General features: G+C 63.7%; 24 protein-coding genes. 17 read left to right on the top strand and 7 right to left on the bottom strand.

The annotated features are described in order from the left end of the window. Positions 1-4: 4 nt before the first annotated feature. From ACVINW_RS35025 to ACVINW_RS35015, 3 genes are read left to right on the top strand one after another with little or no spacing between them, the layout of a single operon-like run. Complete coding sequence (locus ACVINW_RS35025) at positions 5-1,585, top strand: ABC transporter ATP-binding protein (protein WP_456755496.1); 1,581 nt, start codon at positions 5-7, stop codon at positions 1,583-1,585. Beyond that, positions 1,582-2,673, top strand: coding sequence for an ABC transporter permease (locus tag ACVINW_RS35020; RefSeq protein WP_456755495.1), 1,092 nt, complete (start codon positions 1,582-1,584; stop codon positions 2,671-2,673). Before ACVINW_RS35025 ends, ACVINW_RS35020 begins: the two co-directional genes overlap by 4 nt. Beyond that, on the top strand, positions 2,670-3,587 hold the full coding sequence (locus ACVINW_RS35015; RefSeq protein ID WP_456755494.1) for an ABC transporter permease: 918 nt from the start codon (positions 2,670-2,672) through the stop codon (positions 3,585-3,587). The genes ACVINW_RS35020 and ACVINW_RS35015 overlap by 4 nt, the downstream gene beginning before the upstream one ends. Before the next feature lie 159 nt (positions 3,588-3,746). Here the strand turns inward: ACVINW_RS35015 and ACVINW_RS35010 are convergent, their stop codons facing one another. Together ACVINW_RS35010 and ACVINW_RS35005 are read right to left on the bottom strand one after the other, a co-directional pair. Beyond that, positions 3,747-4,970 (bottom strand): acyl-CoA dehydrogenase family protein, encoded by a 1,224-nt coding sequence (locus tag ACVINW_RS35010; protein WP_456755493.1) that lies wholly within the window; start codon positions 4,968-4,970, stop codon positions 3,747-3,749. A gap of 93 nt (positions 4,971-5,063) precedes the next feature. Further along, entirely contained in the window at positions 5,064-5,192 is a 129-nt protein-coding gene (locus tag ACVINW_RS35005; RefSeq protein WP_456755492.1) for a hypothetical protein, read from the bottom strand. A 288-nt stretch (positions 5,193-5,480) separates the two neighbouring features. On the opposite strand from ACVINW_RS35005, the gene ACVINW_RS35000 reads away from it, so the two are divergent. The 7 genes from ACVINW_RS35000 (at position 5,481) to sfnG (ending at position 13,007) form a co-directional block, all read left to right on the top strand. Continuing rightward, entirely contained in the window at positions 5,481-6,902 is a 1,422-nt protein-coding gene (locus tag ACVINW_RS35000; RefSeq protein ID WP_456755491.1) for an LLM class flavin-dependent oxidoreductase, read from the top strand. 6 nt (positions 6,903-6,908) lie between these two features. Then, positions 6,909-7,679: an ABC transporter ATP-binding protein gene (locus ACVINW_RS34995; RefSeq protein ID WP_456755490.1), complete on the top strand. Its 771-nt coding sequence runs from the start codon at positions 6,909-6,911 to the stop codon at positions 7,677-7,679. A gap of 7 nt (positions 7,680-7,686) precedes the next feature. Beyond that, positions 7,687-8,568: a branched-chain amino acid ABC transporter permease gene (locus tag ACVINW_RS34990; protein ID WP_456755489.1), complete on the top strand. Its 882-nt coding sequence runs from the start codon at positions 7,687-7,689 to the stop codon at positions 8,566-8,568. A gap of 66 nt (positions 8,569-8,634) precedes the next feature. Continuing rightward, the gene (locus ACVINW_RS34985) at positions 8,635-9,639 is read left to right on the top strand and encodes a branched-chain amino acid ABC transporter permease (protein ID WP_456756570.1); all 1,005 of its coding nucleotides are present in this window, start codon (positions 8,635-8,637) and stop codon (positions 9,637-9,639) included. Between the two features lie 79 nt (positions 9,640-9,718). Beyond that, on the top strand, positions 9,719-11,068 hold the full coding sequence (locus ACVINW_RS34980; RefSeq protein ID WP_456755488.1) for an ABC transporter substrate-binding protein: 1,350 nt from the start codon (positions 9,719-9,721) through the stop codon (positions 11,066-11,068). A gap of 45 nt (positions 11,069-11,113) precedes the next feature. Next, the gene (locus ACVINW_RS34975) at positions 11,114-11,905 is read left to right on the top strand and encodes an ABC transporter ATP-binding protein (protein WP_456755487.1); all 792 of its coding nucleotides are present in this window, start codon (positions 11,114-11,116) and stop codon (positions 11,903-11,905) included. 16 nt (positions 11,906-11,921) lie between these two features. Next, entirely contained in the window at positions 11,922-13,007 is a 1,086-nt protein-coding gene (gene sfnG / locus ACVINW_RS34970) for a dimethylsulfone monooxygenase SfnG (protein WP_456755486.1), read from the top strand. A gap of 77 nt (positions 13,008-13,084) precedes the next feature. Here the strand turns inward: sfnG and lpdA are convergent, their stop codons facing one another. From lpdA to ACVINW_RS34950, 4 genes are read right to left on the bottom strand one after another with little or no spacing between them, the layout of a single operon-like run. Continuing rightward, a complete protein-coding gene (gene lpdA, locus ACVINW_RS34965; RefSeq protein ID WP_456755485.1) occupies positions 13,085-14,482 on the bottom strand; it encodes a dihydrolipoyl dehydrogenase in 1,398 nt (465 codons plus the stop codon). Positions 14,483-14,486: 4 nt separating this feature from the next. After that, positions 14,487-15,758: a dihydrolipoamide acetyltransferase family protein gene (locus ACVINW_RS34960; protein ID WP_456755484.1), complete on the bottom strand. Its 1,272-nt coding sequence runs from the start codon at positions 15,756-15,758 to the stop codon at positions 14,487-14,489. A 1-nt stretch (position 15,759) separates the two neighbouring features. Next, positions 15,760-16,773 (bottom strand): alpha-ketoacid dehydrogenase subunit beta, encoded by a 1,014-nt coding sequence (locus ACVINW_RS34955; RefSeq protein WP_456755483.1) that lies wholly within the window; start codon positions 16,771-16,773, stop codon positions 15,760-15,762. 3 nt (positions 16,774-16,776) lie between these two features. Then, entirely contained in the window at positions 16,777-18,036 is a 1,260-nt protein-coding gene (locus ACVINW_RS34950) for a thiamine pyrophosphate-dependent enzyme (protein WP_456756569.1), read from the bottom strand. Between the two features lie 32 nt (positions 18,037-18,068). On the opposite strand from ACVINW_RS34950, the gene ACVINW_RS34945 reads away from it, so the two are divergent. Both ACVINW_RS34945 and ACVINW_RS34940 read left to right on the top strand, forming a co-directional pair. Further along, positions 18,069-18,338 carry a hypothetical protein gene (locus ACVINW_RS34945; RefSeq protein ID WP_456755482.1) on the top strand — a complete coding sequence of 90 codons (270 nt, stop codon included), beginning with the start codon at positions 18,069-18,071 and terminating at the stop codon, positions 18,336-18,338. A gap of 96 nt (positions 18,339-18,434) precedes the next feature. After that, complete coding sequence (locus ACVINW_RS34940) at positions 18,435-18,947, top strand: Lrp/AsnC family transcriptional regulator (protein WP_456755481.1); 513 nt, start codon at positions 18,435-18,437, stop codon at positions 18,945-18,947. Positions 18,948-19,052: 105 nt separating this feature from the next. Here ACVINW_RS34940 and ACVINW_RS34935 read toward each other — a convergent pair whose 3' ends face one another. Beyond that, on the bottom strand, positions 19,053-19,562 hold the full coding sequence (locus tag ACVINW_RS34935; RefSeq protein ID WP_456755480.1) for a hypothetical protein: 510 nt from the start codon (positions 19,560-19,562) through the stop codon (positions 19,053-19,055). 384 nt (positions 19,563-19,946) lie between these two features. On the opposite strand from ACVINW_RS34935, the gene ACVINW_RS34930 reads away from it, so the two are divergent. Genes ACVINW_RS34930 through ACVINW_RS34910 form a run of 5 tightly spaced genes read left to right on the top strand, consistent with a single transcriptional unit; the run spans position 19,947 to position 25,249 of the window. Continuing rightward, a complete protein-coding gene (locus ACVINW_RS34930) occupies positions 19,947-20,945 on the top strand; it encodes an ABC transporter permease (protein ID WP_456755479.1) in 999 nt (332 codons plus the stop codon). A 39-nt stretch (positions 20,946-20,984) separates the two neighbouring features. Then, positions 20,985-21,998 carry a sugar ABC transporter substrate-binding protein gene (locus ACVINW_RS34925; protein ID WP_456755478.1) on the top strand — a complete coding sequence of 338 codons (1,014 nt, stop codon included), beginning with the start codon at positions 20,985-20,987 and terminating at the stop codon, positions 21,996-21,998. Positions 21,999-22,050: 52 nt separating this feature from the next. Next, a complete protein-coding gene (locus tag ACVINW_RS34920) occupies positions 22,051-24,171 on the top strand; it encodes an ABC transporter permease (RefSeq protein WP_456755477.1) in 2,121 nt (706 codons plus the stop codon). Further along, entirely contained in the window at positions 24,168-24,620 is a 453-nt protein-coding gene (locus ACVINW_RS34915) for a hypothetical protein (RefSeq protein WP_456755476.1), read from the top strand. Before ACVINW_RS34920 ends, ACVINW_RS34915 begins: the two co-directional genes overlap by 4 nt. Continuing rightward, on the top strand, positions 24,617-25,249 hold the full coding sequence (locus ACVINW_RS34910; protein ID WP_456755475.1) for a hypothetical protein: 633 nt from the start codon (positions 24,617-24,619) through the stop codon (positions 25,247-25,249). The genes ACVINW_RS34915 and ACVINW_RS34910 overlap by 4 nt, the downstream gene beginning before the upstream one ends.

Genomic DNA, 25,249 nt, shown 5'->3' with positions numbered 1-25,249 from the left:
CCTGATGACCGTCATGTCCCAGGCATCGGTCGCAGCCGCAGCCGAGCCGCTGCTCACCCTGTCGGAGGTGACGAAGCGGTTCGGCAGCTTCACCGCGTTGTCGGAGGTCTCGCTCGAGCTCCGGCGCGGCGAGGTGCACTGCATCCTGGGAGAGAACGGTGCCGGCAAGTCGACGTTGTGCAACCTGATCTTCGGCGTGCACCGGCCCGATGGCGGCGTCATGCGCTATCGCGGTGCGCCGTTCCAGCCCGCCGGGCCGGCGGACGCATTGGCGCAGGGCATCGCGATGGTGCACCAGCATTTCAGCCTTGTCGACGACATGAGTGTCGTCGACAATGTGCTGCTGGGCCGCGAGCGCGGCATTCTCAACCGCAAGCAGTGCGCGCAGCAGCTCGAGAAGGTTGCCGCCGAATACGGCCTGCCGCTCGACCCGTTCGCAAGGATCGAGCAGCTCTCCGTCGGCGAGCGGCAGCGGGTCGAGATCGTCAAGTGCCTGATCCGCGATCCCCAGCTGTTCGTGCTTGACGAACCGACCGCGGTGCTGCTTCCGGATGAAATCTCGGCGCTGCTCGATGTCTGCCGCCGGGTCGCGGCCGGCGGCCGCGCGGTGGTGCTGGTGACCCACAAGCTCGCCGAGATCAAGAAGGTCGCCGATTGCGTCACGGTGCTGCGCGGCGGCCGCACGGTGGCAACATCGAGCGATCCGGCCGGCGATATCGACGCGCTGGTGCGCGCGATGATCCAGGGCAATGTCGACGCGCTCGACACCTCCGCGGCATCGATCCTCGGGCTCGAGCCCGTCACGCATGTCGGTCATGGGCCGGCTGCGAAAACCAGGATCGAGGCGCTGCAGATCGACGGCCTGACCGTGAAGGACAGTCAGGGTGTCACCCGGCTCGACAATTTCACGCTCACGGTCGATCGCGGCGAGATCGTCGGCGTTGCCGGCGTCGAGGGCAACGGTCAGAGTGAACTGACGGCCGTGCTTGCCGGCATGATGGAGGCGACCGAGGGACGCATCCATCTCGGCGCGACCGACCTGACCGGCCGATCGCCGCAGCAGATCACGGCGGCCGGCATTGGCATCGTGCCGGAGGACCGGCATGCGGTCGGTTGCGTGCTCGGCATGAGCCTTGCCGAGAACATCTATCTCAACCGACTCGATGAATTCACTCGTTTCGGCTTCCTCAACCGCGCCGCGCTGGAGCGCGAGGCGAACGTCCTGATGCAGCGCTTTGACGTCCGCGCCCGCGGACCGGGATCGCTGTTCTCCTCGCTCTCCGGCGGCAATCAGCAGAAGGCGGTGCTCGCGCGCGAGATCACGCTGCCGAACCTGTCGTGCCTGGTTGCAGCGCAGCCGACCCGCGGCCTCGATGTCGGTGCGGTCGCCGCAGTCTACAGCCACATCCGAGAAGCCTGCGGTCGCGGCATTGCGGTGCTGCTGGTGTCATCCGAGCTCGATGAGCTCCTGACCGTTGCCGACCGCATCATCGTGCTCTACCGGGGCCGCATCATGGGATCCTGCCCGGCCGATCCGGCGCGAAAAGAAGCGATCGGCGCCATGATGGCGGGGCAGCCGCAATGACCGCCGTGAATCAGGAGCGTCCGCCGGCGGCCTTGCCGCGATTTGCGCTGCGTCCGGCACTCATCGTGCCCGTGCTTGCGGTGGCTTTCGCGTCCGCGGTCGGGCTCGTCTTGATCGCGCTGATCGGCGTTTCCGTGCCGAAGGCGGTCGCAGCGTTCGTTGACGGGACCCTCGGTTCGCCGTTCGCGCTCGCGGCGTCGCTCAACCGCAGCTCGGTGTTCGCGCTGGTCGGTTTCGGCTTCGTGCTCGCCAACCGCGCCAACCTGACCAATGTCGGCGGCGAGGGCCAGATCGCGGTCGGCGGCATCGCGGCCACCGCGGTCGCGCTCTATGGCCACGTCAGCGGGCTGCCGCTGGGCCTGGCCTTCATCCTGCCGACGCTTGCGGCTGTGCTCGCCGGCGCGCTATGGGGCGCGCTTGCCGCCGTGCTGAAGGTGAAGTCGGGTACCAACGAGGTGATCTCGACCCTGTTGCTCTCCTTCATCGGGGTCTGGCTGCTCTATTGGTCAGTGCAGTCTCCATCGCTGTTGCGCAAGCCGATGACGAGCTCGGCGACATTGCCTGAATCGCTCGAGATTCCGGAATCGACGCAGCTTCCGCTGCTGACCGGCGACTATTCCTTCCCGGTTCACGTCGGGCTGCCCCTGACACTGATCCTCGCTGTCATCGTCGGCGTGGTCCTGTCGCGAACCATCCTGGGCTTTCGCCTGCGCGCGATCGGTCTCAATCCCGTCGCGGCCAAGCGAGCCGGGTTCTCCTACGCCAGGACCGTCATTTTCGCGCTCTCCACGGCCGGTGCGCTCGGCGGTCTTGCGGGCGCGCTGATGCTGCTCGGCGAGCAATACACGCTGAAGGACGGCTTCTCGTCCGGCTATGGCTTCGACGGCCTCGTCGCGGGACTGCTGTCGCGCGGCTCGATTCCGGGCGTGATCGCCGCGTCGCTGCTGTTCGGCTTCATGCGCTCCGGCGGCATCAACATGGAGATGGTCGCCGCGGTGCCGACCGCGCTGGTGGTGGTGATTCAGGGCCTGATCGTCGTGACGCTGGCGGGCGCCGGCCTCTTCATCGAGAAGTGGGAGCAGCGATGACCTGGGAGCTGTTTGCGGTCTTCTTGGGCTCTTCGATCCGGCTGGCGACCCCGCTGCTGCTCGCCGGCATCGGCGAGATGGTGTCCGAGCGTGCCGGTGTGCTCAACATGAGCATCGAGGGCATGATGCTGATGTCGGCGTTTGCCGCCGCTGTGGGCGCCTGGGCGAGCAGCGATCCGCTGATTGGCCTCCTGATCGGCATCGTCTCGGTCGTCCCGGTCGCGCTGCTGCAGGCGTTCCTCAGCAACACGCTGCGCGCCAACCAGATCGTATCGGGCATCGGCATCAATATCCTGGTGCTCGGCGCCACCACGCTCGCCTATCGCGAGATTTTCGGCGCACGGTCGCGCGCGGAAATACCCGGGCTTGCCAAGGTCAGGCCGCCGCTGCTCGGCGACATTCCGTTCATTGGTCCGGCCGTATTCGATCAGGTGTGGTTGCTCTACGCCGGCGTCGCCGTGATCATCGTCACCGCGCTGGTGCTGCGCTACACGTCGATCGGTCTCGCGATCCATGCGGCCGGCGCGGAGCCCAAGGCCGTCGACAAGTCGGGCCTGTCGGTCGGGAGCATCCGATATGCCTGCGTGGTTTTCGCGGGCTTGATGGCGGCGCTCGCCGGCGCCTTCCTGTCGATCGGCGACATCCACACCTTCACCGAGGGCATGACCCGCGGCGCCGGATATCTTGCGATCGCCTCCGTCATCTTCGGCAAGTGGCGGATCGGCGGGACCGTATTGGCCTGTTTGCTGTTCGGGGCGGCGACCGCGCTGCAATTCCAGTTGCCCGCGCTCGGTGTCGGCGTACCCAACGCGCTGCTGATCATGCTGCCGTATCTTCTCGCCCTGCTGGCGGTGGGCGGCCTTGTCGGCCGTCAGGCGGCGCCATCGGCGTTAGGTGTTCCATACCGGCGCTGATGGCCCCCGGTTCGATAGGCCACTGGCCGGCGTCACGCCGGTTCCATAGAGCGATACGGGTGGAGAGCTAGACGACGATCCCAGCCGGGGTGCTCCTTTGCATGGGGTTGTTTTCGATATTTGAGTTGGTGCAGGCCGCCAGGTTATCAGAAGCGAGCCCTAGTTGCTCCGCTGCCTTGTTGAACGAACACCGGCACTCCAGGCATATGGAAGGGTCTCGCCGTTCAACTCGTACGCGCCGATCGCGCGGAGCTTGAAGATCGCGGGGTTGTGGGAAGCGATGGTCCGGGCATTGCGCCAGTGCCGATCGATGGCGAGCGTCTCCGAGCTGAGCGAGGCGCCACCTACCTCGAAAAGCGTGGTCACTGCGTCGAGCACGAGCTTGATGACGGTCACCTGGGCCTGCGCCGCCGCAAGTTCTGAGGCATCGAGCTGTTGAGGGTCCTGGTGACGGCCGTCAAGCGTCCGCGCCAGCTCGTCGACGGCGGCGAGCACCGTTGCCCGCGCGCCAAACGCCGCGCTGAGGAGCTGGCCGATGACCTGCTGCACCAGGGGATCGTTGCGTGGCAGATCAGCGACCGCATGGGTGAACGTGCGCGTTCGTGCCTTGATCCAGTCGCCGGTATCCGCCGCGGCGCGCTTCGCAATCCCTGCGAGGGTGGCGAGCAGGATCAGCTGGACGTGAGCCGTTCCGAATACTCGGCCTTCCGTTCCATAGCCGGGGCCGATGATCCGGTCCTCGGTCACCGCGACATCCTTGAACTCCGCGGTGCCGCTTGCCGTGAGCCGCTGGCCGAAGCCGTCCCAATCGTCCGCGACGCCGACACCTGGCTGGCCGGTATCGACAATAACGGTAACTCGTTTGCCGTTCCGGTCGGCCGCGACGAGCAGGTGATCGGCGTACAGCGTGCCGGTCGTGTAATACTTCAGCCCATTGAGCCGAAGCCCAGTTCCGTCTGAAGTGATGGCGGTCCGATAACGATCGACCGCGCCAAGTCCTGGCTCGGTAACGGCGACACCGAAAAGGGCGCCCTTTGCAATTGCGCCGAGCCACCGAGCCTTGATGGCCTCATTCTCGTTCAGTTGCAAGTCTTCAACCAGGTTGACGTGTGCCCGCAGCGCCTGCGGCAGGTTCGAGTCCGCGGCGGCGAGGTCGATCAGCAGGTCAAACGTCTGGCGGAGCGTTGCGCCGAGCCCTCCGAACTCGATCGGCACGCGCAGGGCTCCGAAGCCCGCCTCCTTCAACAGTCTGATCTGCTCGGTCGGCAACGTGCGGTTTCGTTCACGCGCCACCGCGCCCGCTGCGATCGTCTCAAAGATTGGAGCGAAGCGCTTGTGAAGGGCGTCGTCGGTGATGTTCGGTATGCCGGGATGAATAGTCATCGTGCTGTGTCCGATCGCTCGATCGGTCCTTGAATGGACGGGTCTTGTTGTTCCGAAGAATAGTCCGCGGGTCGACGAGAGCCAGACTGAATTTCAGTTCTGATGGAGCACGATCGTTTGGAGCGGCAGGATGCGCGGAGAACGATTCTGCTGCGCGGGCATTCTGCCCGATGCCCGCAGTGAGGTGAAGTCGCACATCGAGGTTGCGATGTCCGCGATCATGATCAGCTCATAACACGCCATCTCATCGACGCCAGGTCTATGCATCGTCTCATGCGATCGAAGCGAAGCCTGTTATCTTCGGTGCATATATCGAGAGTTGAGCTGCATGATTTCGATGTCAGGCTCGAGTACGAAGAGTGAGTTTCTCATCCGGTAGCGAGGTACAACGAAAGAAGCGTCTCGAAAGAGATCGATAAACGCGATGGACGATCGATCGCGTCTTGTGGCGAGATGTCGCGCGAAATGAGCCAACGGTGTCGCGCCAAGCGACACGACGGAGAAGTGCGAATGGCGCGACAGATCAGGTTCAATGCGTTCGACATGAACTGTGTCGGCCATCAGTCTCCCGGCGTCTGGGCGCATCCGCGAGATCGTTCCTACAAGTACAAGGATCTCGACTATTGGCAGGACCTCGGGCGAACGCTGGAGCGGGGGATATTTGACGGCATCTTCATCGCCGACGTGATCGGCTACTATGACGTCTACAAGAACTCTCTGTTCCATGCGCTTGAGCAGGCCGCGCAGATTCCCGTCAACGACCCCTTGCAACTGGTCGCTCCCATTGCCTTGGCTACCGAACATCTCGGCATCGGCATCACGGCATCGACGTCATTCGAGCATCCCTACACGTTCGCGCGCAGGCTTTCGACTGCGGATCATCACAGCAAGGGGCGCGTCGGCTGGAACATCGTGACCTCGTATTTGGAGAGTGGGGCAAAGAATATCGGCCAGGGCGGTCTGCGCCGACACGACAACCGCTACGAGGTGGCGGCCGAATACACCGAGGTGCTCTACAAGTTGTTGGAGGGCAGCTGGGAGGAGGGGGCCGTCCTGCGCGATGCCGGGAAGCGGATATTCACCGACCCGTCGAAAGTTCACGAGATCGCGCACAAGGGGCGATACTTTGACGTGCCGGGCTATCATCTCTGTGAGCCGTCGCCGCAGCGGACGCCGGTGCTGTATCAGGCCGGTGCCTCAGGTGCCGGCAAGGCCTTTGCTGCCGGGCACGCCGAATGCGTGTTTGTCGCCGCTCCGATCAAGCCGGTCCTGAAGTCCTACGTGGCCGAGGTACGGCGGCTGGCGGTTGAAGCCGGCCGCGATCCGCGCAAGGTCCTGACCTACAATCTGGTTACGGTGATCGTCGATGAAACCGACGCCAAGGCCGAGGCAAAGTTCAGGGAGTATCAGCGATACGCCTCTTATGACGGCGCGCTGGTGTTCATGTCCGGCTGGAGCGGCATCGACTTCGGGCAATACGCGCCGACCGATCTGGTCAAGAAGGTCGAGACCAATGCGATCGTTTCCGTCGTCGACAATCTCGCCAGTGGCAGCAAGTCCTGGACCATCGAGGAACTGGCGCGCTGGGGCGGTATCGGCGGGCTCGGTCCGGTGTTCGTCGGCTCGGCGTCGACGGTGGCCGATATCCTGCAGCAGTGGGTCGAGGAGACCGACGTCGACGGATTCAATCTCGCCTACGCGGTGACGCCGGAGACCTTCGAGGACGTCGTCAACCTGCTGGTTCCGGAGCTGCAGAAGCGCGGCGTCTATCCGAGCGGCTATCGTCCCGGCACTCTGCGGGAGAAGCTGTTCGGAGAGGGCCCGTATCTGCCCTCGAGTCATCCCGCTGCGGCCTATCGCGACATTGAGGCGGTCAAGCGCCGCGAGCGCGAGGCGGCCGGCGTCGCTCCGCGGCAGCCCGTCGAGGCGTGATGAGCGATGGCCGAGCCCATTCTGCAGTTGCGTGACGTCTCGCTGTCGTTCAAGGGGATCAAGGCGCTCAATGCCCTCAGCTTCGATGTGGAGCGAGGCGAGATTTGCGCGCTGATCGGGCCGAACGGAGCCGGCAAGAGCTCGCTGCTCAACATCATCAACGGAGTCTACCGGGCCGACAGGGGCAGCATCACCTTCAATGGTGAGCAATTTGTCCGCATCCGCCCGGCGCAGGCCGCGCATTTGGGCATTGGCCGGACCTTCCAGCACAATGCCCTGTTCCGGCATCTCAGCGTGCTCGACAACGTGCTGGCCGGACTGATCCGGCATTGCCGCTCGACGATGCTCGAGCACGCCTTCGGTGTCGGTCGGGACCGGCGCGAGTCGCGCGAGTTCAACCAGCGGGTCGACGAGATCGTCGCCTTTCTCGACTTGACCAAACACCGTGACCGGGTTGTCGCGACGCTTCCTTACGGTGTCCAGAAGCGGGTCGATCTTGCGCGTGCCCTGGTCGGTGGCCCCAGCCTGCTGCTGCTGGACGAGCCGATGGCCGGGATGAACCAGGACGAGAAGCAGGAGATGAGCCGCTTCATTCTGGAGACCAACGCGAGCCTCGGCACCAGCATCGTACTGATCGAGCACGACATGAGCGTCGTGATGGGGCTGTCGCATCACGTGGTCGTGCTCGATTACGGCCGCAAGGTCGGCGATGGGTCTCCGGAGGACGTGCGTCGGAACCCGGACGTGATCTCCGCTTACCTGGGCACGACACATTGAGGTCCAGATGAGCTTCTTCGTCGAAACGCTGGTTGGCGGCCTGCTTGCCGGAGTCATGTACTCGCTGGTTGCGATCGGATTTGTGCTGGTCTTCAAGGCATCCGGCGTTTTCAATTTCGCGCAGGGGTCGATGGTGCTGTGTGCGGCGCTGACCTTCGTGACCTTGCGCGACAAGGGTATCGATTTCTGGCTGGCCGCGCTGATCACGCTTTCGGTCATGGTGGCGCTCGGGATCGCGGTGGAGCGCGTCGTGCTGCGGCCGTTGGTCAACCGGCCGCAGATCACGCTGTTCATGGCGACGCTGGGTGTCTCCTTCGTGATCGAGGGCGTCGCGCAGATCGTGATGGGCGCGAGCGTGCACGAACTCGATCTCGGGATCGTCGATACCCCGATCGAGATCGGCGGAGTTCAGATCAGCCAGTTCGACCTGGCGGCCGCGGGCACGGCCGGCATTCTCGTGATCGCGCTCTCGATCTTCTTTAACAGGACACGCGTTGGGATCGCGCTGCGTGCGATCGCCGACGATCCCCAGGCCGCCCTCTCGATCGGGATTCGGCTCCAGACGCTGTGGCAGATCGTCTGGAGCGTTGCCGGCTTCGTCTCCCTGATTGCGGGGCTGCTCTGGGGTGCACGCCAGGGCGTTCAGTTCGCGCTCACCCTGGTCGTGCTCAAGGCGCTGCCGGTGCTCATCATCGGCGGATTCACCTCGATCGCCGGCGCGATCATCGGCGGGCTGATCGTCGGCGCCGGCGACAGCCTCGCTGAAATCTATCTCGGAAGCCTGCTGGGCGGCAGCGTGTCGACCTGGTTTGCCTATGTGCTGGCGGTCGCCTTCCTTCTGATCCGCCCGGCCGGCCTGTTCGGCGAAGCGCCGATCGAAAGGATTTGATGCATGTCTGCGATCGGCACCGACGCCATCGAAGGGTTCAGCGCGACGGATAATACCGCTCAGGCGATGCGGGATCGGCTGCGCGTCGGCGCGGCGGTGCTGCTGCTCGCAGGGCTGCTCGGCATTCCGCTGGTGGCGAACGACTATTGGCTCAATGCCGTTCTGATTCCGTTTCTGATCATGTCGCTCACCGCGCTGGGGCTGAACCTGCTGATGGGGTACGCCGGTCAGGCCTCGCTCGGCACCGGCGGGTTTATGTCGGTCGGCGCGTATGCGACATACAATCTGCTGCTGCGCCTGCCGGAACTGCCGCTGCCGGTCAGCCTGCTGCTCGGCGGCATCATCTCCGGGCTTGTGGGGGTCGTAGCCGGGCTGCCAAGCCTGCGGATCAAAGGCTTCTACCTCGTCGCATCGACGCTGGCGACGCAATTTTTGCTCGAATGGTTGTTCAATCAGTATGGCTGGTTCTCGAACTACTCGACCTCAAGCTCGATCTCGGCGCCGCGGCTTGCAGTCTTCGGCCATGATCTCTCGAGCCCGACGGGCCGCTATTTCCTGACGCTGGCGACCGTCGTCGTCGTGACGGCTGTCGCGACGCGGCTGGTTCGCAGTCAGACCGGCCGGACCTGGATGGCGATCCGCGACATGGATACCGCGGCCGCGGTGATCGGTATTCCGGTTTCCGCCGGAAAACTGAAGGCGTTCTTCGTGAGCTCGCTGGTGATCGGAATCGCAGGTGCACTCTGGGCCTTTGCCTATCTTGGCACGGTCGATGCGCGCAGCTTCAACCTGGACCGTTCGTTCCAGGTGATGTTTGCGATCATTATCGGCGGCATGGGCAGCGTCAGCGGCAACTATCTGGGCGCCGCCTTCATGATCCTGCTGCCGATCCTGCTCGATCATGTTGGGGGTGGATTGTTCGGGGGCGCAATCGATGCCGGACAACTCGAGAATCTTCAGAGGGCGCTATTCGGTGCGTTGATCGTCTGGTTCCTGATCAAGGAGCCGAGAGGGCTCGCTGCGTTGCTGTCGCGGGCATGGACGCAGCTGGCTTCGCGCTTCGACCGCTAGCAAGCGGTCAAACCATCATGCGCGGATGTGAACCACAGCCGCGTCGACCTGAATTCTGCATCACATGGAGGGTAAGCAGATGTCTTTGCGGCAACAGACACGGATCACGAGCAGGGCGATCGGGCTGGCAGCACTGGTGCTGTCGGCGGTCGCCGGCACCACCGCATCGGCGGAAGAGCCCAAAACACAATACTTCCCGCTCGCGACGTTTCGTGCCGGAGCCTACGCGTCGAGCGGCATTCCGGTCTGGGCCGGCGAGATCGACTATTTCCGCTACATCAACGAGGTCGAAGGCGGCATCAACGGCATCAAGCTGGTCTGGGACGAATGCGAGACCAACTGGGAAGTCGAGAAGGGCGTCGAGTGCTATGAGCGGGTGAAGGCGGGCAAGAACGGTTCGCCGGTGCCGATCTTCCTGCCGCATGGCGACCCGATTTCGAAGGCGCTGACCGAGAAATCGGTGGCCGACAAGATTCCGCTGGTGACGATCGCCTATGGCCGCACCGAGGCGATCGACGGGCGGGTGTTCCCGTACAGCTTCCCGGTCGTGTTCAGCTTCTGGAGCGAGGCGTCATCGGCAGTCAATTTCATCGCGGAGAAGGTCGGCGGCAAGGACAAGCTGAAAGGCCTGAAAATCGCGACCGTCTATCACGACTCGCCCTATGGCAAGGAAACCCAGGTCCCGCTTGCCCATCTTGCCAAGACGTATGGCTTCGAGGACATCCAGATTCCGGTGCCGCATCCGGGCAATGAACAATCGGCGCAATGGGCCAAGATCCGCCAGCTCAAGCCTGACTGGGTGTTCTTGCGGGGCTGGGGCGTCATGACGCCGGTTGCGATCAAGACCGCTGCCAAGGTGGGCTTTCCGGTCGATCACATCATCGGGGGCATCTGGTCGGGCTCCGAGGAGGACGTTCGTCCCGCCGGTGCCGTGGCCAAGGGCTATCTCGCGATCACGCCGTTCCCCGCCGGCGCGAATTTCGAGATCCATCAGAAGCTCAAGCAGCACATTCTCGACAAGGGTCTCAGCGATCTCAAGGACCCGAAGAGTTTCGGCTCCGTCTACTACAATTCCGGCGTGGACGAGGCGATCGTTGCGGTGGAGGCGATCCGGACCGCCCAGGCGCATTTCGGTGTGCGGCCGATCAACGGCGAGGAAGCGCAGTGGGGCCTCGAGCATCTCGACCTCTCCGAGAAGCGGCTTGCGGAAATCGGCGCTACCGGTCTTCAGCAGCCGCTGAAGCTCTCGGCGAAGGACCACGAGGGCGGCGGCGCAGGCAAGGTGCTGCAGTGGGACGGCGAGAAGTGGAACGTGGTGTCCAACGGTTGGGTGAAATCCGACCGCGAGCTGCTGTTGCCGCTGATCTATGAGCGGGCCGCCGCCTACGCCAGGGAAAAGGGCATCACGCCGCGCGATGCAACCAACTGATGTTGCCTTGAAGGGTTCGCCGAAGGGATCGCCAAAGGGATCACCATGACCACGTCGCAATTTCTCGAAGTCGATGACATCGAGGTCCTCTACAGTCAGGCGATCCTGGCCTTGCGCGGCGTCTCGCTCAGGGTCGAAGAGGGATCAATCGTTGCTCTTCTCGGCGCCAATGGCGCCGGGAAGACCACTACGCTGAAGGCAATTTCGAATCTGCTCGCGTCCGAGCGCGGACACTTGAGCCGCGGCACAATCACGTGGCGCGGCGAGGTCACCGGAACGCTGGATCCCGCCGACCTTGTCGCCAGGGGGGTGGTCCAGGTTCTCGAAGGCCGTCACGTCTTTCCCCAGCTCACGGTCGAGGAGAACCTTCTCAGCGGCGGGTTCGTGCGCCGACCGAGCCGTCGTGCGCTCGCCGACGACCTCGAGCGCATCTACAGCTGGTTTCCCCGACTCAAGCAGCGCAGTGGCGTGCGTTGCGGCCTGACCTCGGGCGGCGAGCAACAGATGGTCGCGATCGGGCGCGCGATGATGACGCGGCCGACCCTCGTGCTGCTCGACGAACCCTCGATGGGCCTTGCGCCGATCATCGTGGAAGAGATATTCCACATCATCCGCGATCTCAACAGGAATGAGGGCGTCAGCTTTCTGCTGGCCGAGCAGAACGCTCATCTCGTTCTTCAATTTGCGGATCACGGCTACGTGCTGGAGAACGGCAGGGTGGCCACTTCGGGCACAGCCGCAGAACTCGCCGGCCGGGACGATGTTGCCGAATTCTATCTTGGTGCTGCAGCGGCCGGAGCGGCGGCTGCGGAGCCGGTCCAAACCCCGATTGCATGAGCAGGAGCTGCGCATCATGGCGATTCGTTTCGGATATTGGATGCCGCTCGGCAGCGGCGGCTTCGTCATCAGCAATGTTCCGCAGCGCACCGACTGGACGCTGGATTACAACGCCTCGCTCGCGCGCGAGGCCGAACAGCTCGGCTTCGAGTATGGCTTGGCGCCGGCGCGCTTCATCGCGAGCCATGGCTGGGAGTTGCAGCAGGAGGCGATCACCTGCACTGCAGTGCTCTCCGCGCAGACCTCGCGGCTGAAACTGATCAGCGCAATTCACACCGGCTTCTGGCACCCGGCCATGATCGCGAAGGTAGGCTCGACGATCGACGTCTATTCCAGGGGCCGATTTGCGATCAACATCCTCACCGGCTGGTTCAAGGACGAGTTTCGTGCCTTTGGCGAGCCCTGGCTGGAGCATGACGAACGGTATCGCCGCTCGGAAGAGTTCATCCAGGTGCTCAAGGGCCTCTGGACCCAGGATCGCTTCACCTTCAAGGGCGACTTCTACAGCATCAACGACGCCTGGTTGAAGCCGAGACCGATCTCGCAGCCGCACCCGGAGATCTTCCAGGGCGGCAATTCCAAGGCCGCACGCCGCATGGCCGCGAAGTATTCGGATTGGTATTTTCTCAACGGAACCACGGTGGAGGGGGCCAAACAGCAGATCGACGAGGTCCGCGCGCTTGCCAAGGCGGAAGGCCGCACCGTCAAGTTCGGGCTCAATGGCTTCGTCATCCAGCGGCCGACCGAACGGGAAGCGCTCGAGCAGCTCGAAGCGATCATCGCCGGCGCCGATCCCGAGATCGTGCAGGCCTTCGCCGATCAGGTGAAGCAGGCCGGTGCGTCGACTGCCGAAAAGATCGGAATGTGGGCAGATTCGAGCCACGCCAATCTGGTCCAGCCGAATGACGGCTTCAAGACCCGTCTGTTCGGTCCCCCCGAGCTGATCGCGGAGCGCATCCGTGCCTATGAGGCGATCGGCGTCGACATGATCCTCTGCGCGTTCCTGAATTTCACCGACGAGCTGCCGGCGTTCGGCCGCGAGGTGATTCCTTTGTTGAACTCGACCAAAGCGAGCCGGGCCCACGACCATGAGCCTGCTTGAACCTGGCGATCAAGCAAGCGGCGCCTCCCGATTTGTCGGTCTGAGACGCGGTGCTGCGAAGGTCCGTGTCCACGTGCTCAGATATGAATTGCATGCCCAAGCGATTTCAGCGCGGCCTCGTGAAAGGCCTCGCCTTGGGTTGGATGGGCATGGATGGTCATGGCGACATCCTCCAGGCGCGCGCCCATCTCCAGCGCAAGGCTGAAGGCGGCCGAAAGTTCGGCGATGCCGGCGCCTACGCCCTGGATCCCTAGCAAGAGATGGTTGTCGGCTCGCGCGACGGTCCGGATGAAGCCGTCTTCCCGATCGAGCGTCAGTGCGCGGCCGTTGGCCTTGAACGGAAAGAGGTCGGTCTTGACATCGAACCCCTTTTCGATCGCCTCGCTCGGTGACAGGCCAACGGTCACGATCTCTGGATCGGTGAAGCAGATCGCCGGGATCGAAACCCGATCCCAGGCGCGGCGCTGGCCGGCGATGATCTCGGCCACCATCTCGCCTTGCGCCATGGCACGATGCGCGAGCATCGGCTCTCCCGTGACGTCGCCGATCGCCGAGATGCCGTGCATTGAGGTCCGGCATCGGTCGTCGATGCGGATAAAGGGGCCGTCCATGTCGAGATCGAGTTGATCGAGGGCCAAACCGCCGGTCGCGGGTCTGCGGCCGACCGTCACCAGAATCTTGTCGGCACCGAGCGTTGTCTGCTCGCCGGCAGCGGTCTCGATCGCGAGTGCCGTGCCGTCGGCGACCAGCGCCTTTGCCTTCGCGCCGGTCAACACTGTAACTCCGAGCGCGGCCAGGCGCCTGGCGACGGGCGCGCTCAGCTCAGCATCATATTGCGGCAGGATCCGCGGCGCGGCCTCGACGATGGTGACGGCCGCCCCCATTTTCGCGAATGCTGTGCCGAGCTCGAGGCCGATATAACCGCCGCCGACCACGACCAGCCGCCTCGGAATGTTGGCAAGAGACAGTGCCTCGGTCGATGAGATCACGCGACCGCCGTAGGGAAGCAACGGCAGTGGGACCGGCTCGGAGCCCGTCGCGATCACCACCATTTCGGCATGGATGGTTTGTCGGCCGGATTGGGTTACGACCTCGACGGTCTTGCCGTCGCGAAACGAGGCGCGGCCGGTTACATACCGGGCGCCGGCTCGTTTCAGCAGACCGGCCACGCCGCCGTTCAGACGCCGGACGACATCGTCCTTCCAGGCGATGGTCTTGGCAAAGTCGAGCGTCGGCGTCGTCGTGGAAATGCCGAGCGCATTGTTGCCTTCTGCCGCGCGCGCAATGGTTTCATATTCGCCGGCCGCATGGATCAGGGCCTTCGAAGGAATGCACCCGACATTGAGACAGGTTCCACCGGGCTTTTCGGCCTCGACGACGACCGTATCGATGCCGAGTTGGCTGGCGCGGATCGCGCAGGTGTAGCCGCCGGGGCCGGCGCCGATGACGAGGAGCTTGCAGGTGATTTCGGTCATCGTCCTACGCGTCAATGAAGATCATGGCCGGCGTTTCCAGAAGCAGCTTGATGCGCTGCACGAACTGAGCCGCGTCGAACCCGTCGATGACACGATGATCGAAGCTTGACGACAGGTTCATGGTCCGGCGCGGCACGAACGCCGTACCGTCCCAATGCGGCCGGATGGCAATTCGGTTGACGCCGATGATCGCGACCTCCGGATGATTGATGATGGGGGTCGTCGCAAGCCCGCCCAGGGCGCCGAGCGAAGTGATGGTGATGGTCGAGCCGGTGAGTTCGTCGCGGGTGGCGTTGCCGTTCCGGGCGGCTTCCGCGAGCCGGGCGACTTCTGCGGCACAACGCCAGAGGTCGAGCGCTTCCGTGTGCCGGACCACGGGGACCACCAGGCCGGTCTGTGTCTGGGTGGCGACACCAATGTGGACGCCCGCGTGCTGATGTACGATCCCGGCCTCGTCGTCGAAATGCGCGTTCAGGATCGGCTGTTCGGCGATCGCGCGCACCATTGCGCGCATCAGGAACGGCAACAGCGTCAGCTTCGGCCGATCGGATCGTCGCTGGCCGTTGAGCTTGCCACGCAGATCCTCGAGCGACGTGACATCGACCTCCTCGACATAGGTGATGTGCGGGATCCGCGCGCTTGCGATCGACATCTTCTCGGCGATCCTGCGCCGCAAGCCGACGATCTTGATGTCTTCGACCGCGTTTTTCGCCTGATAGGCCGCCGCCGTGGCGGCAGGGCTGCGCGCCAGATGGCCATCGAGGTCATCGTGGGTGATCCGTCCAGCCGGACCTGTGCCGCGAAGCTGGCGCAGATCGACGCCTGCTTCGCGCGCACGCAGCCGGACCGCGGGAGCGGCCAAGGGCCGTTCGCCTGCGCGCTCGAACGGCGTTGCGGCGGGCTGCGGCCTTGGCGGCACGGGCGGCGCGCTCGCTTGCGGGCGCAGGGCGCTTGCGGGATCGTCAGGCTGTCCGGCCGAAAGGCTTGCCGCATGCGGTGGCGGCTTCTTTGTCTGCGTCACCGGTTCGCTGTTGCCGGTCACCTCGAGCCGAACGAAATCCGAGCCGACGGCCAGAACGTCGCCCACCTTGCCGGCGAGCCAGCTGACGCGGCCATCCGCGGGCGAGGGAATTTCCACGGTCGCCTTGTCGGTCATCACGGCGCCGAGCACGGCGTCTTCCCGCACGACGTCACCGACCTTCACGTGCCATTCCACGAGCTCGGCTTCCGCAATGCCCTCGCCGACGTCGGGCAGCCTGACGATGCGCTCGGCCATCTCAGGCCTCCAGCGTTTCGATCAGCGCGCGTCCGATCCGCGCCGGTCCGGGGAAGTAGTCCCATTCCTGCGCATGCGGATAGGGCGTGTCCCAGCCGGCGACCCGGACGATCGGCGCTTCCAGATGGTAGAAACACCGCGACTGCACCAGCGCGCAGAGTTCGGCACCGAAGCCCGAGGTCAATGTCGCCTCATGCACGATCACGCAACGTCCCGTCTTCTTGACCGAGGCCTCGATGGTATCGAGATCGAGCGGCAACAGCGTGCGGAGGTCGATGATCTCGGCATCGATTGCCGTTTCGGTCACCGCGCTCTCGGCGACATGAACCATTGCGCCGTAGGCCAGGATGGTGACGGCGCTACCCTGTCGTCGGATCGCGGCGCTGCCGAGCGGAATTGCGAAATGTCCATCGGCGACTTCGCCGAGATCGTGTTTGGACCATGGGGTCACCGGCCGGTCGTGATGGCCGTCGAACGGACCGTTGTAGAGTCGCTTCGGCTCGAGGAAGATCACGGGATCCGGATCTTCGATCGCCGAGATCAGCAGACCCTTGGCGTCACTCGGGTTCGATGGCACCACCGTCTTGATGCCGCAGACATGGGTGAACAGCGCTTCCGGGCTCTGGCTGTGCGTCTGGCCGCCAAAGATGCCGCCGCCGGTCGGCATGCGTACGACGAGCGGGCAGGTGAACTGGCCGTTGGATCGGTAGCGCAACCGCGCGGCTTCGGACACGATCTGGTCGTAGGCCGGGTACATGTAGTCGGCGAACTGGATTTCGACACAGGGTTTCAGGCCATAGGCGGCCATGCCGACCGCGACGCCGACGATGCCGAGCTCGCTGATCGGCGTGTCGAAGCAGCGGCTGGTTCCGTATTTGGCTTGCAGTCCCTGGCTTGCCCGAAACACGCCGCCGAAATAGCCGACATCCTCGCCGAACACGACGACATCGCCGTCGCGCGCCATCATGACGTCCATGGCATCGCGGATCGCCTCGATCATGGTCCGTCGCGGCATGGCTCAGACTCCGGCCTCTTGGCGCTGTCGGCGCAGATGCGGGGGCATCTGCGAGAAGACGCCTTCGAACATGTCGCGCGCTGAAGGCCGCTGCTCGGAATGCAGCGTGCCATAGGCTTCGGCTGCTTTCTGCGCCGCGACCACGGTGTCGAGGATCTCGGCTTCGGTCTGCTTGTGCCGCTCCTCCGACCAGGCGCCGCGGACGATCAGATGGTTCTTGAGCCGGATCACGGGATCCCCCAGCGGCCAGGCATCGGACTCCGTCTTCGGCCGATAGCCCGCCGGGTCGTCGGAGGTGGAATGCGCGCCGACCCGATAGGTCACGTGCTCGATCAGGGTCGGGCCGAGATTGCGGCGCGCCCGCTCGCAGGCCCATTTCGCCACCGCATGAACCGCGAGGTAATCGTTGCCGTCGACGCGGAGCGCCGGAATACCGAAGCCGAGGCCGCGCGCCGCGAACGTGCCGGAGCCGCCGCGTGCGATGCCCTGGAAGGTCGAAATGGCCCATTGATTGTTGACGATGTTGAGCACGACCGGCGCGCGGTAGGTCGAGGCGAACACCAACGCGGCGTGGAAGTCGGATTCGGCCGTTGCTCCATCACCGATCCAGCCGACCGCAATCTTGTTGTCGTTCTTGATCGCAGAGGCCATCGCCCAGCCGACGGCCTGGATGTATTGGGTGGCGAGATTGCCCGAGATCGAGAAGAACCCGTGCTCCCTGGCGGAATAGAACACAGGAAGTTGGCGTCCCTTGAGCGGATCGTGCGTGTTGGAATAGATCTGGCAGGCCATATCGACCAGCGAATAGCCGCCGGCGATCAGGAGACCCGCCTGGCGGTAGGTCGGAAAGTTCATGTCTCCCGGTAAGAGAGCCTTGCGAAAGGCGCAGCTGACGGCCTCTTCGCCCATATGCTGCATATAGAAAGACGTCTTGCCCTGGCGTTGCGCCATCTGCATGCGCGCATCGAATGCGCGCAACGTCATCATGTGGCGCAGGCCCTCGAGCAATTCGCTATCCGAGAGCGAGCCGGCCCAGGGGCCGACGGCTTTGCCGTCGCGATTGAGCACGCGAATGACGGAGAACGCGAGGTCGCGGATCGCCTCCGCGTCGACGTCGACTTCGGGGCGATCGACCTTGCCCGCGCTCGGGATCCGGATGTTCGAGAAATCCGGCGTGCCGCCGGGGCGCACCGCGGGCTCCGGCACATGCAGTTGCAGCGGCGCGTGCTCCGCGGGTCGCGCCGCCTCGTGCTGCGGGATCATGGTGTCGGGCATGATGTTGGCGTCGGGCATTGGTGTCCGCCTTTCACCTCGATCGCATCGATGCAAAACAGCGCGCCGACGCGGCGGGCGAGCCGCTCGATGACGTCGCGGTCCTTGACGTCTATGGAAGCCGAGATGCGGCATTCGTTCGCTTCCGCTCGGGCGCTGACGGCCGCGAGCCGAAGCCCCGCAACGCGCGTCTGGTCGAGCAGGCGGCCGAGCGCAGCGTGAATGTCGCTGGTCTGGAGTTCGAGAAGAAACACCGCAAAAACCCCGCTTTGTCAGTATATACGTACTGCTAAATCGCGGGATTGTTGTTCTTTTTGTCTGGGTGTATATAGGATTTGCGATATAGAAATTCTGCACTTCGCCTACACGACCAGAATGGAGTTCTTGGTATGGTTTCGGTCGGACGTGCCGCTGCGCCGGTCAAGGCCTCGCGCAAGGACGCGCTTCGGCTCGATGAGATCGATCGCAAGATCCTGCGCGCCTTGCAGCAGGATGCGCGCCTGACGACGGCGCAACTGGCCGACAGGATCGGGCTCTCCACGACACCGTGCTGGAACAGGCTGAAGCGCCTTGAGACCCAGGGTTACATCGATGGCTATGTCGCGCTGCTCAATCAGGACAAGCTCGGCCTGCCTGAAACGGTGATCCTGGAGGTGACGCTCGACCGCCACGACGAGGAAGTGCTCGAACGTTTCGGGCAACTGCTCGCGGACTTGCCGGAGGTGATCGAAGCCTATCTCACCACGGGTGATTACGATTATTTGGTGAAGGTCGCGGTCGAAAGCACCGCCGGCTATGAACGCTTCCTGCGCGAAAAGCTCTATCGCATTCCGGGCATCCGCCACAGCCGGTCGTCGTTCGCGCTGCGTTGCCTGAAGAAGCTGACGTCGGTCCAGGTATGAAGGTGCGCGAAGCGCCGCCTCAACGTGCCTGCGCCGCTGCGGGCAATGCAGACGTCACCCGGTTGACGTCCGCTGCTCATGTTCGCCTTGAAAGCGGGCGGCGCGTCAGAAGGCGGTCTTCTTGCCGATGACGCCGACATAGCTCGATCGTACCAGAGCGCCCCAGCGCCCATCCTTCTTGACGATCACATAGAAGGAATCGGCCGACAATATCGGCTTGTCGTTGGCGTCGTAACGCGTGAACCGCGTGACGAAGTGGAGCTTGTCGTCTGACTTCTGCACCAGCTTGCGAACTGTCCAGGCTGAGCGAGCCCAAGTCGAGGCCTGCGCCAGCTGCGACGCATCGTTCGACTGCGCGTATTCTTCCGGCGTGTTCCAGACCTGCACCTGTCCGCCGGCGATCCGGATGTGCGGATAGTGGACGGTCTTGGCCCAGGCCGCCGCATCTCGCGAATTGAACGCCTTCATGAACTCGTCGAGATAGGCGCATCCCTGCTTCAAGAGCTCGTCGTTCCCGGGATTCAGGCACTCGTCGTCCGCCTGACTTTGAGCGAACGCTGCGCCGCTCATGCCAAACAACACACCCGCAAGCGCCAGCAGTTTGCGAATCTTCACGGTTAGACCTCCCTGATCGGCCAGGTTGACCTGGCTTCGTTGTGATCGACGCAAGCGACGATCGGATTTCCATCTTAGGTAGGCCGAGTGATGAAGCAATGCCGGAGCAGCGCAGTATTTCTGAACAGGGCCTCAGCATTTCTCAATGCAACACCGGGTTCCAGCGGGAAGCGTGGGTAGATCAGAAAAGCCAAACAGGGGTTCAGAAAAAGCGCCTTGCAAGCAGCAGGGCGAGATCGCTTGTCTTGCCGGACAAACAACAACCAACTTCAGGCAGGAGACGATGGTCGCGGGCGATCAATCTGGCATGAGAGGCCGGCTCTGTCGCGTTTCCGAATACCGGACCGGCGGCGGTCGAGTAGCGCGGCAAATCCGGATCGGACAATGAGCAGTTCGGAGCATCTCGGGCGCAGAATGCGGTCGTTCAAGCTGACGCAGGAAGAGGTGATCTTCTGTATCACGCTCGTCCTGATCGGGGCGTTCTCGCTGTTCCTGCCGAAATTCCTCACCGCCGGAAACATTCTCACCCTGCTGAACAACGTCGCAACGCTCGGCATCCTGGCCGTCGGCATGGCGCTGGTTGTCGTCGGCCGCGGCATCGACCTGACCATGATCGCGGTCATGGTGATCGGTGTTGCGTTCAGCATCTGGCTGTCGACCACCGGGGTGCCGTTCGGCTGGTCGCTTGTCGTGGGCGGGCTTCTCGTCATCCTGGTCGGCATCGGCACCGGGACGCTCATCGCCGTGGCCGATGTGCCGCCGATCTTCGCGACCCTCGGCCTTGCATCGGTGATCTACGGTGCCGGACGGATCGTATTCAAATCCGACGTCGTTTACGCCCCGACCGGGCATGACTGGTTCACCTTCCTGGGCACGGGGACGATTGCCGGGATTCCCGTCTCGGTCTGCGCGGCGGCGTTGCTCGCTGGGCTGGTCGCATTGTTCCTGCGCAAGACCCGGTTCGGACGATTCATCTACGCGACCGGCGACAATCCGTTTGCAGCGCGTACCATCGGACTGCCGACCCGCCCGGTGATCATCTCGCAATACGCCGCCAGCGCATTGATCGCCTTTCTCTCGGGCATTCTGATGTGTGCGGTGGTCTCCGGCATCAATACGCGTTTGTACAATTCGACGCTGATCTACGACGTGCTCCTTGTCGTTGTGCTCGGAGGAATCGGCCTCAGCGGCGGGCAGGGCGGCGTCCGCAACGTGGTCGTCGGCACGGTTCTGGTCGGGGTTCTCACCAACGGCATGACGATTCTCAACATCAGCTTCACCGCCCAGAACCTGATCAAGGGCGTGATCCTGCTTGCTGCTCTGGCAATCGATGCGGTGCTCAATCCGCGCGATGAGCAGACGTCGCAAAGCGGCGACATCTAGGGCCGCGTCTCAAGAAACTTCAAACCGGGAGAGGGCATCATGATTTCCATTCTGCGCAGATTGCTGTTGACCGGCCTCATGCTTGGCGGGCTTGCGTCCGCAACGCCGGGCATGGCCGCTGAGGTTCAGCAGGTCGGACGCGAGGCATACCTGAAAGCCCTCAAGGGCAAGAAGGTGATCTTCGTTCCGATCTCCCAGGGCTTCGATCTCAACCAGGCCTGGGTGACGGTGTGGGAACGGCATGCCGCACGCTACGGCTTCACGCTTGAGGTGCGCGACCCCAACATGAACACCGAGGCCGGCATTCGTGCCCTGACGGGTGCGATCGCCGAGAAGCCGGATCTGCTGATCGTGCAGAATCCGGACGTGCAGACCTACGCGCGACAGCTGAAACAGGCTCAGGAGGCCGGAATTCCGGTGCTCCAGGTCAACATGCAGTCGGCGACCCAGACCGATTCCTATGTCGGCAACGACTGGATCGAGATGGGCCGCCTCGAGATGGGCGAACTCGCCAAGGCCTGTGCCAAGGGCAGGGGCCCGTCCACCAAGGTCGTCTGGCTTGCGGGCGTCGAGACCGGGGCGGCGAACATCTACATGCGCCAGGGCATCAACGAGGTGTTGGCCGCAAATCCGGACCTTCAATTGGTGTCGGACCAGGCCGCCAATTATGACTCCGACAAGGCGCGCCAGATCACCGCGACGGTTCTCCAGCAGCACCCCGATCTCTGTGGCGTGATGGGCATCTGGGACAATGCCGAGGTTGGCGCCGGTGCGGCCGTCGCGGCCGCGGGCAAGACCGGCCAGGTCACGATCGTCACCAATGGCGCCGGCAGCCAGACCGGTTGCGACAGCGTCAAGAAGGGACTCTTGACCGTCATCTACAACTTCCATGCCGACATCCAGGGCGAGGTCGCGGCAAGCCAGATCTCCGAACTGCTGCAGAGCAACCGCAAGGCGGGGGCCGTCAAGGACGTCTTCTTCGGGCCGATCACGCGGGTCGACAAGACCAACGCGACCGGCCGCAATTGCTGGACGCTCGACGAACTCAAGTGAGAGAGATGCAGCGCGTCCGGTCGCAAGCCGGCGTACGCATGGAACAGGCCAGATGAGCTTTTCGTCGGATATCGTTCGGTGGCGTTACAGGCTTCTCCCCGATCACGTGGTCGGGGAGGTGCTCACCAAGAAATGGGTCGACAGTGCGATCCCCTTTCTGGCGCTGTCGCTGCTCGTCTTCGGTCTGGGGCCGTTCGTCCCGCACTTTTTCGAATGGACGACGCTCGGCAATCTCGCGCGCCAATTTGCCGAGTTCGGACTGATCGTCCTCGGTCTGACGATCGTGATGATCTCGGGCGGCATCGATCTGTCGGTCGGCTCGGTGTTCGCGCTGTCCGTGCTGATGTCGTTGATCGGCATGAACGTCGAGGGCTGGAACGCCGGCGCCGGGCTTCTGGCCGCGCTGGCGGTCGGAGCCATATGCGGTGCCCTGAACGGGTTCCTCGTCGGCTATGTCAGGATGCGGGCCTTCCTGACGACGTTGGTCAGCCTCATCATCTTTCGATCGCTGTTCGAGATCATCTTTCCGCAGTTCTCGACTGCGATCGTGACCAACGTGTCGGACTCTGCGGTCTTCGAGTATCTCGGCACCGCACAGATCGGGCTGTTGCCGGTTTCGTTCCTGATCACGGCCGTGATCGCAATCGGTATTCACATCGTGCTGTCCCGCACGCGATATGGCTGGCACCTGCTCGCCGTCGGTGGCGCGCGCCGCTCCGCGTACAATGCAGGCATCAACGTCCGCTGGACCATCTTCAGCGCTTACGTCTGCTGCAGCACCCTCGTCGCGCTGTCCGGTTTCCTGTTTGCGAGCCGCATCGGAAGCGCGGCATCGGATGTCGGAGCAGGACTCGAACTGCAGGCGCTCACCGCCACGGTGCTGGGCGGCATCTCTCTTGGTGGAGGCCGCGGCACGGTCGCGAAGGCGACCATGGGAGCGGTTTTCGTGCTGCTCCTGTCAAACAGCTTCCTCGCGCTCGCGATCTCCGGCCCCGGGACCGATCTCGCGCTGGGCCTGATCCTCGTCGCCGCGGTCTTCCTCGACGTGCGTTGGGTCAAGAACCGCCACAAGCTGCTGCGCAGCGTCTACATCTCGCCTGCTTACGCCCGGATGCCCGACGCCATTGCGACCGAGCAGGGCGCCGGCGCGATGGCGCCGAACGATACGCTGCGCGACGTCGGCGTCATCGGCCTCGGCATTCTGGAGGGCGCGGAGGACGTCATCTTCGATCGCGACGACAATCTCTACACGGGCAACCGTCACGGCGACATCCTGCGCTGGTTTCCACCCGATTATCAGCGCTGGGAGGTGTTGGCGCATATCGGCGGGTCGCCGCTCGGAATGGCGTTCGATCGCCAGGGGCATCTCAATGTCTGCGTCGCCGGAATGGGACTTTATCAGGTCGAGATGAACGGCACGGTGCATCGGCTGACTGCGGAGACGAACCGGAGTCTGTTGTCGATCGTCGACGATTCCAACATGAAGCTCGCGGATGACCTCGACATCGCGCCAGATGGCGCGATCTATTTCAGCGAGGCGACGACGCGGTTCGAGATGCACGACTGGTATTCCGACGCACTCGAGAGTCGAGGCAACGGCCGCATCATCCGTTACGATCCGAAGACCAGAAGAACCCGGACGGTGCTGAAGAACCTGGTATTTCCGAACGGCATTTGCATGTCCTACGACAACCAGTCTCTGCTCTTCGCGGAGAGCTGGGCCTGTCGGATCAGCCGGTACTATTTCGACGGACCGAAAAAGGGCCAGGTCGAGGTCGTCATCTCGAATCTTCCCGGCTATCCCGACAACATCAATCGCGCGTCCGACGGGAGTTACTGGCTGGCGTTGATGGGGATGCGCACACCCGCGCTCGACCTGTCACTCGAATTGCCGGGCTTCCGCAAGAGGATGTCGCGGCGCTGTTCCGAAGACGCCTGGCTGATGCCGAACCTGAATACCGGATGCGTGCTCAAGTTCAGCGAGCGCGGCGAGATCCTCGAAAGCTACTGGGATCAGGGCGGCGAGAAGCATCCCATGATCACCTCGATGCGGGAGCACAAGGGCGTGCTTTATCTCTGCGGGATCTTCAACAACCGGATGGGGACTTACCGGCTGCAGGGGGCGGACCCCGCATTTTGCGGCGTGGATAGCTATTGGGGCCGTCGCTCGTGAAATGGATCGACAAACTGCTCGGGCGTCGCGAAGGGGCCGTTACAGTGCCCGTGCTCGACGGACCGTTCCTGCCGAACCAGAAGCTCGAACTGGCTCCGGTGCTCTGCGAGGTCGACGAGGTCGATAATCTCGTCGCGATCGACGCTGGGTTGTTTGCCTCGAAAGGCTCGGAGTTGCTTCGTCTCCAACCGGCCTCCTCGGGCCCGGAGAGACTGGCAGGGTTCGACGCGCCGATCTCGGCGATGGCCGGACTGGGTGAAGCGCTCGCGATCGGGTTGGATGGCAAGGGCATCGTCGTGCGGGGCGCGGCCGCTTCGACGGCAAGGTGGTGCAGCCGTCAGGCGACGTCCTGCGATGCCCGACCGCGATCGCATGGCTGGACGAGTCGACGCTTGCGGTGTGCAACGGGTCGAAGCGGTTGGGCGCGCATGACTGGCGACGGGCATTGATGATGCTGGACAGTTCCGGTTGCGTTGCCGTCGTGGATCTGGCCGAGGACCAGATCAAGGTCGTGGCCACTGGATTGGCGTGGCCAGCCGGCGTTGCCGCATCGGCAGGTCGGTTGATCGTCTCCGAGTGCCTCAAGCACCGCATCGTTGCGGTGACGCTTCCGGACGGCAAGCTTCTCGAACTGGCCGCGGGCCTGCCTGGTTATCCGGCTCGTCTGACCCGTGCGGCCGCCGGTGGCATGTGGCTCTGCTTCTATTCCGTGCGCAATCAACTCGTGGAATTCATCCTGCGCGAGGATGAATACCGGACGCGCATGGTGAACGAGGTGCCGGAACAGTACTGGATGGCGCCTTCACTCCGCTCCGGCCGCAGCTTCAAGGAGCCGATGCAGGGAAGTCAGCTCAAGCAGATGGGCATCCTGAAGCCCTATTCCGTCACGCGGTCCTACGGGCTTGTCGCCTATTGCGACGCGAACACGACGCCTGCCGGGTCCTTTCACTCGCGCGCGGACGGCACGCGGCATGGCGCCGTGGCCGCAGCCGAATACGCCGGCGCGCTCTATGTCGCCAGCCGCGGCTCGAACGCGGTTCTGGAGATTCGCGATCCGGCGGCGGTCCTTTCGGAGTAG

The organism is Bradyrhizobium sp. USDA 4461 (assembly GCF_054055655.1).
This window is presented reverse-complemented; position numbering and strand designations above follow the sequence as displayed.

Coding starts and splice junctions, on each gene's coding strand:
- ACVINW_RS35015 (WP_456755494.1), top strand. CDS start 2,670: ATGACCTGGGAGCTGTTTGCGGTCTTCTTGGGCTCTTCGATCCGGCTG.
- ACVINW_RS34925 (WP_456755478.1), top strand. CDS start 20,985: ATGATTTCCATTCTGCGCAGATTGCTGTTGACCGGCCTCATGCTTGGC.
- sfnG (WP_456755486.1), top strand. CDS start 11,922: ATGGCGATTCGTTTCGGATATTGGATGCCGCTCGGCAGCGGCGGCTTC.
- lpdA (WP_456755485.1), bottom strand. CDS start 14,482: ATGACCGAAATCACCTGCAAGCTCCTCGTCATCGGCGCCGGCCCCGGC.
- ACVINW_RS34995 (WP_456755490.1), top strand. CDS start 6,909: ATGGCCGAGCCCATTCTGCAGTTGCGTGACGTCTCGCTGTCGTTCAAG.
- ACVINW_RS34980 (WP_456755488.1), top strand. CDS start 9,719: ATGTCTTTGCGGCAACAGACACGGATCACGAGCAGGGCGATCGGGCTG.
- ACVINW_RS35000 (WP_456755491.1), top strand. CDS start 5,481: ATGGCGCGACAGATCAGGTTCAATGCGTTCGACATGAACTGTGTCGGC.
- ACVINW_RS35010 (WP_456755493.1), bottom strand. CDS start 4,970: ATGACTATTCATCCCGGCATACCGAACATCACCGACGACGCCCTTCAC.
- ACVINW_RS35020 (WP_456755495.1), top strand. CDS start 1,582: ATGACCGCCGTGAATCAGGAGCGTCCGCCGGCGGCCTTGCCGCGATTT.
- ACVINW_RS34960 (WP_456755484.1), bottom strand. CDS start 15,758: ATGGCCGAGCGCATCGTCAGGCTGCCCGACGTCGGCGAGGGCATTGCG.
- ACVINW_RS34940 (WP_456755481.1), top strand. CDS start 18,435: ATGGTTTCGGTCGGACGTGCCGCTGCGCCGGTCAAGGCCTCGCGCAAG.
- ACVINW_RS34975 (WP_456755487.1), top strand. CDS start 11,114: ATGACCACGTCGCAATTTCTCGAAGTCGATGACATCGAGGTCCTCTAC.
- ACVINW_RS34950 (WP_456756569.1), bottom strand. CDS start 18,036: ATGATCCCGCAGCACGAGGCGGCGCGACCCGCGGAGCACGCGCCGCTG.
- ACVINW_RS34955 (WP_456755483.1), bottom strand. CDS start 16,773: ATGCCGCGACGGACCATGATCGAGGCGATCCGCGATGCCATGGACGTC.
- ACVINW_RS35005 (WP_456755492.1), bottom strand. CDS start 5,192: ATGATCGCGGACATCGCAACCTCGATGTGCGACTTCACCTCACTGCGG.
- ACVINW_RS35025 (WP_456755496.1), top strand. CDS start 5: ATGACCGTCATGTCCCAGGCATCGGTCGCAGCCGCAGCCGAGCCGCTG.
- ACVINW_RS34990 (WP_456755489.1), top strand. CDS start 7,687: ATGAGCTTCTTCGTCGAAACGCTGGTTGGCGGCCTGCTTGCCGGAGTC.
- ACVINW_RS34930 (WP_456755479.1), top strand. CDS start 19,947: ATGAGCAGTTCGGAGCATCTCGGGCGCAGAATGCGGTCGTTCAAGCTG.
- ACVINW_RS34985 (WP_456756570.1), top strand. CDS start 8,635: ATGCGGGATCGGCTGCGCGTCGGCGCGGCGGTGCTGCTGCTCGCAGGG.
- ACVINW_RS34920 (WP_456755477.1), top strand. CDS start 22,051: ATGAGCTTTTCGTCGGATATCGTTCGGTGGCGTTACAGGCTTCTCCCC.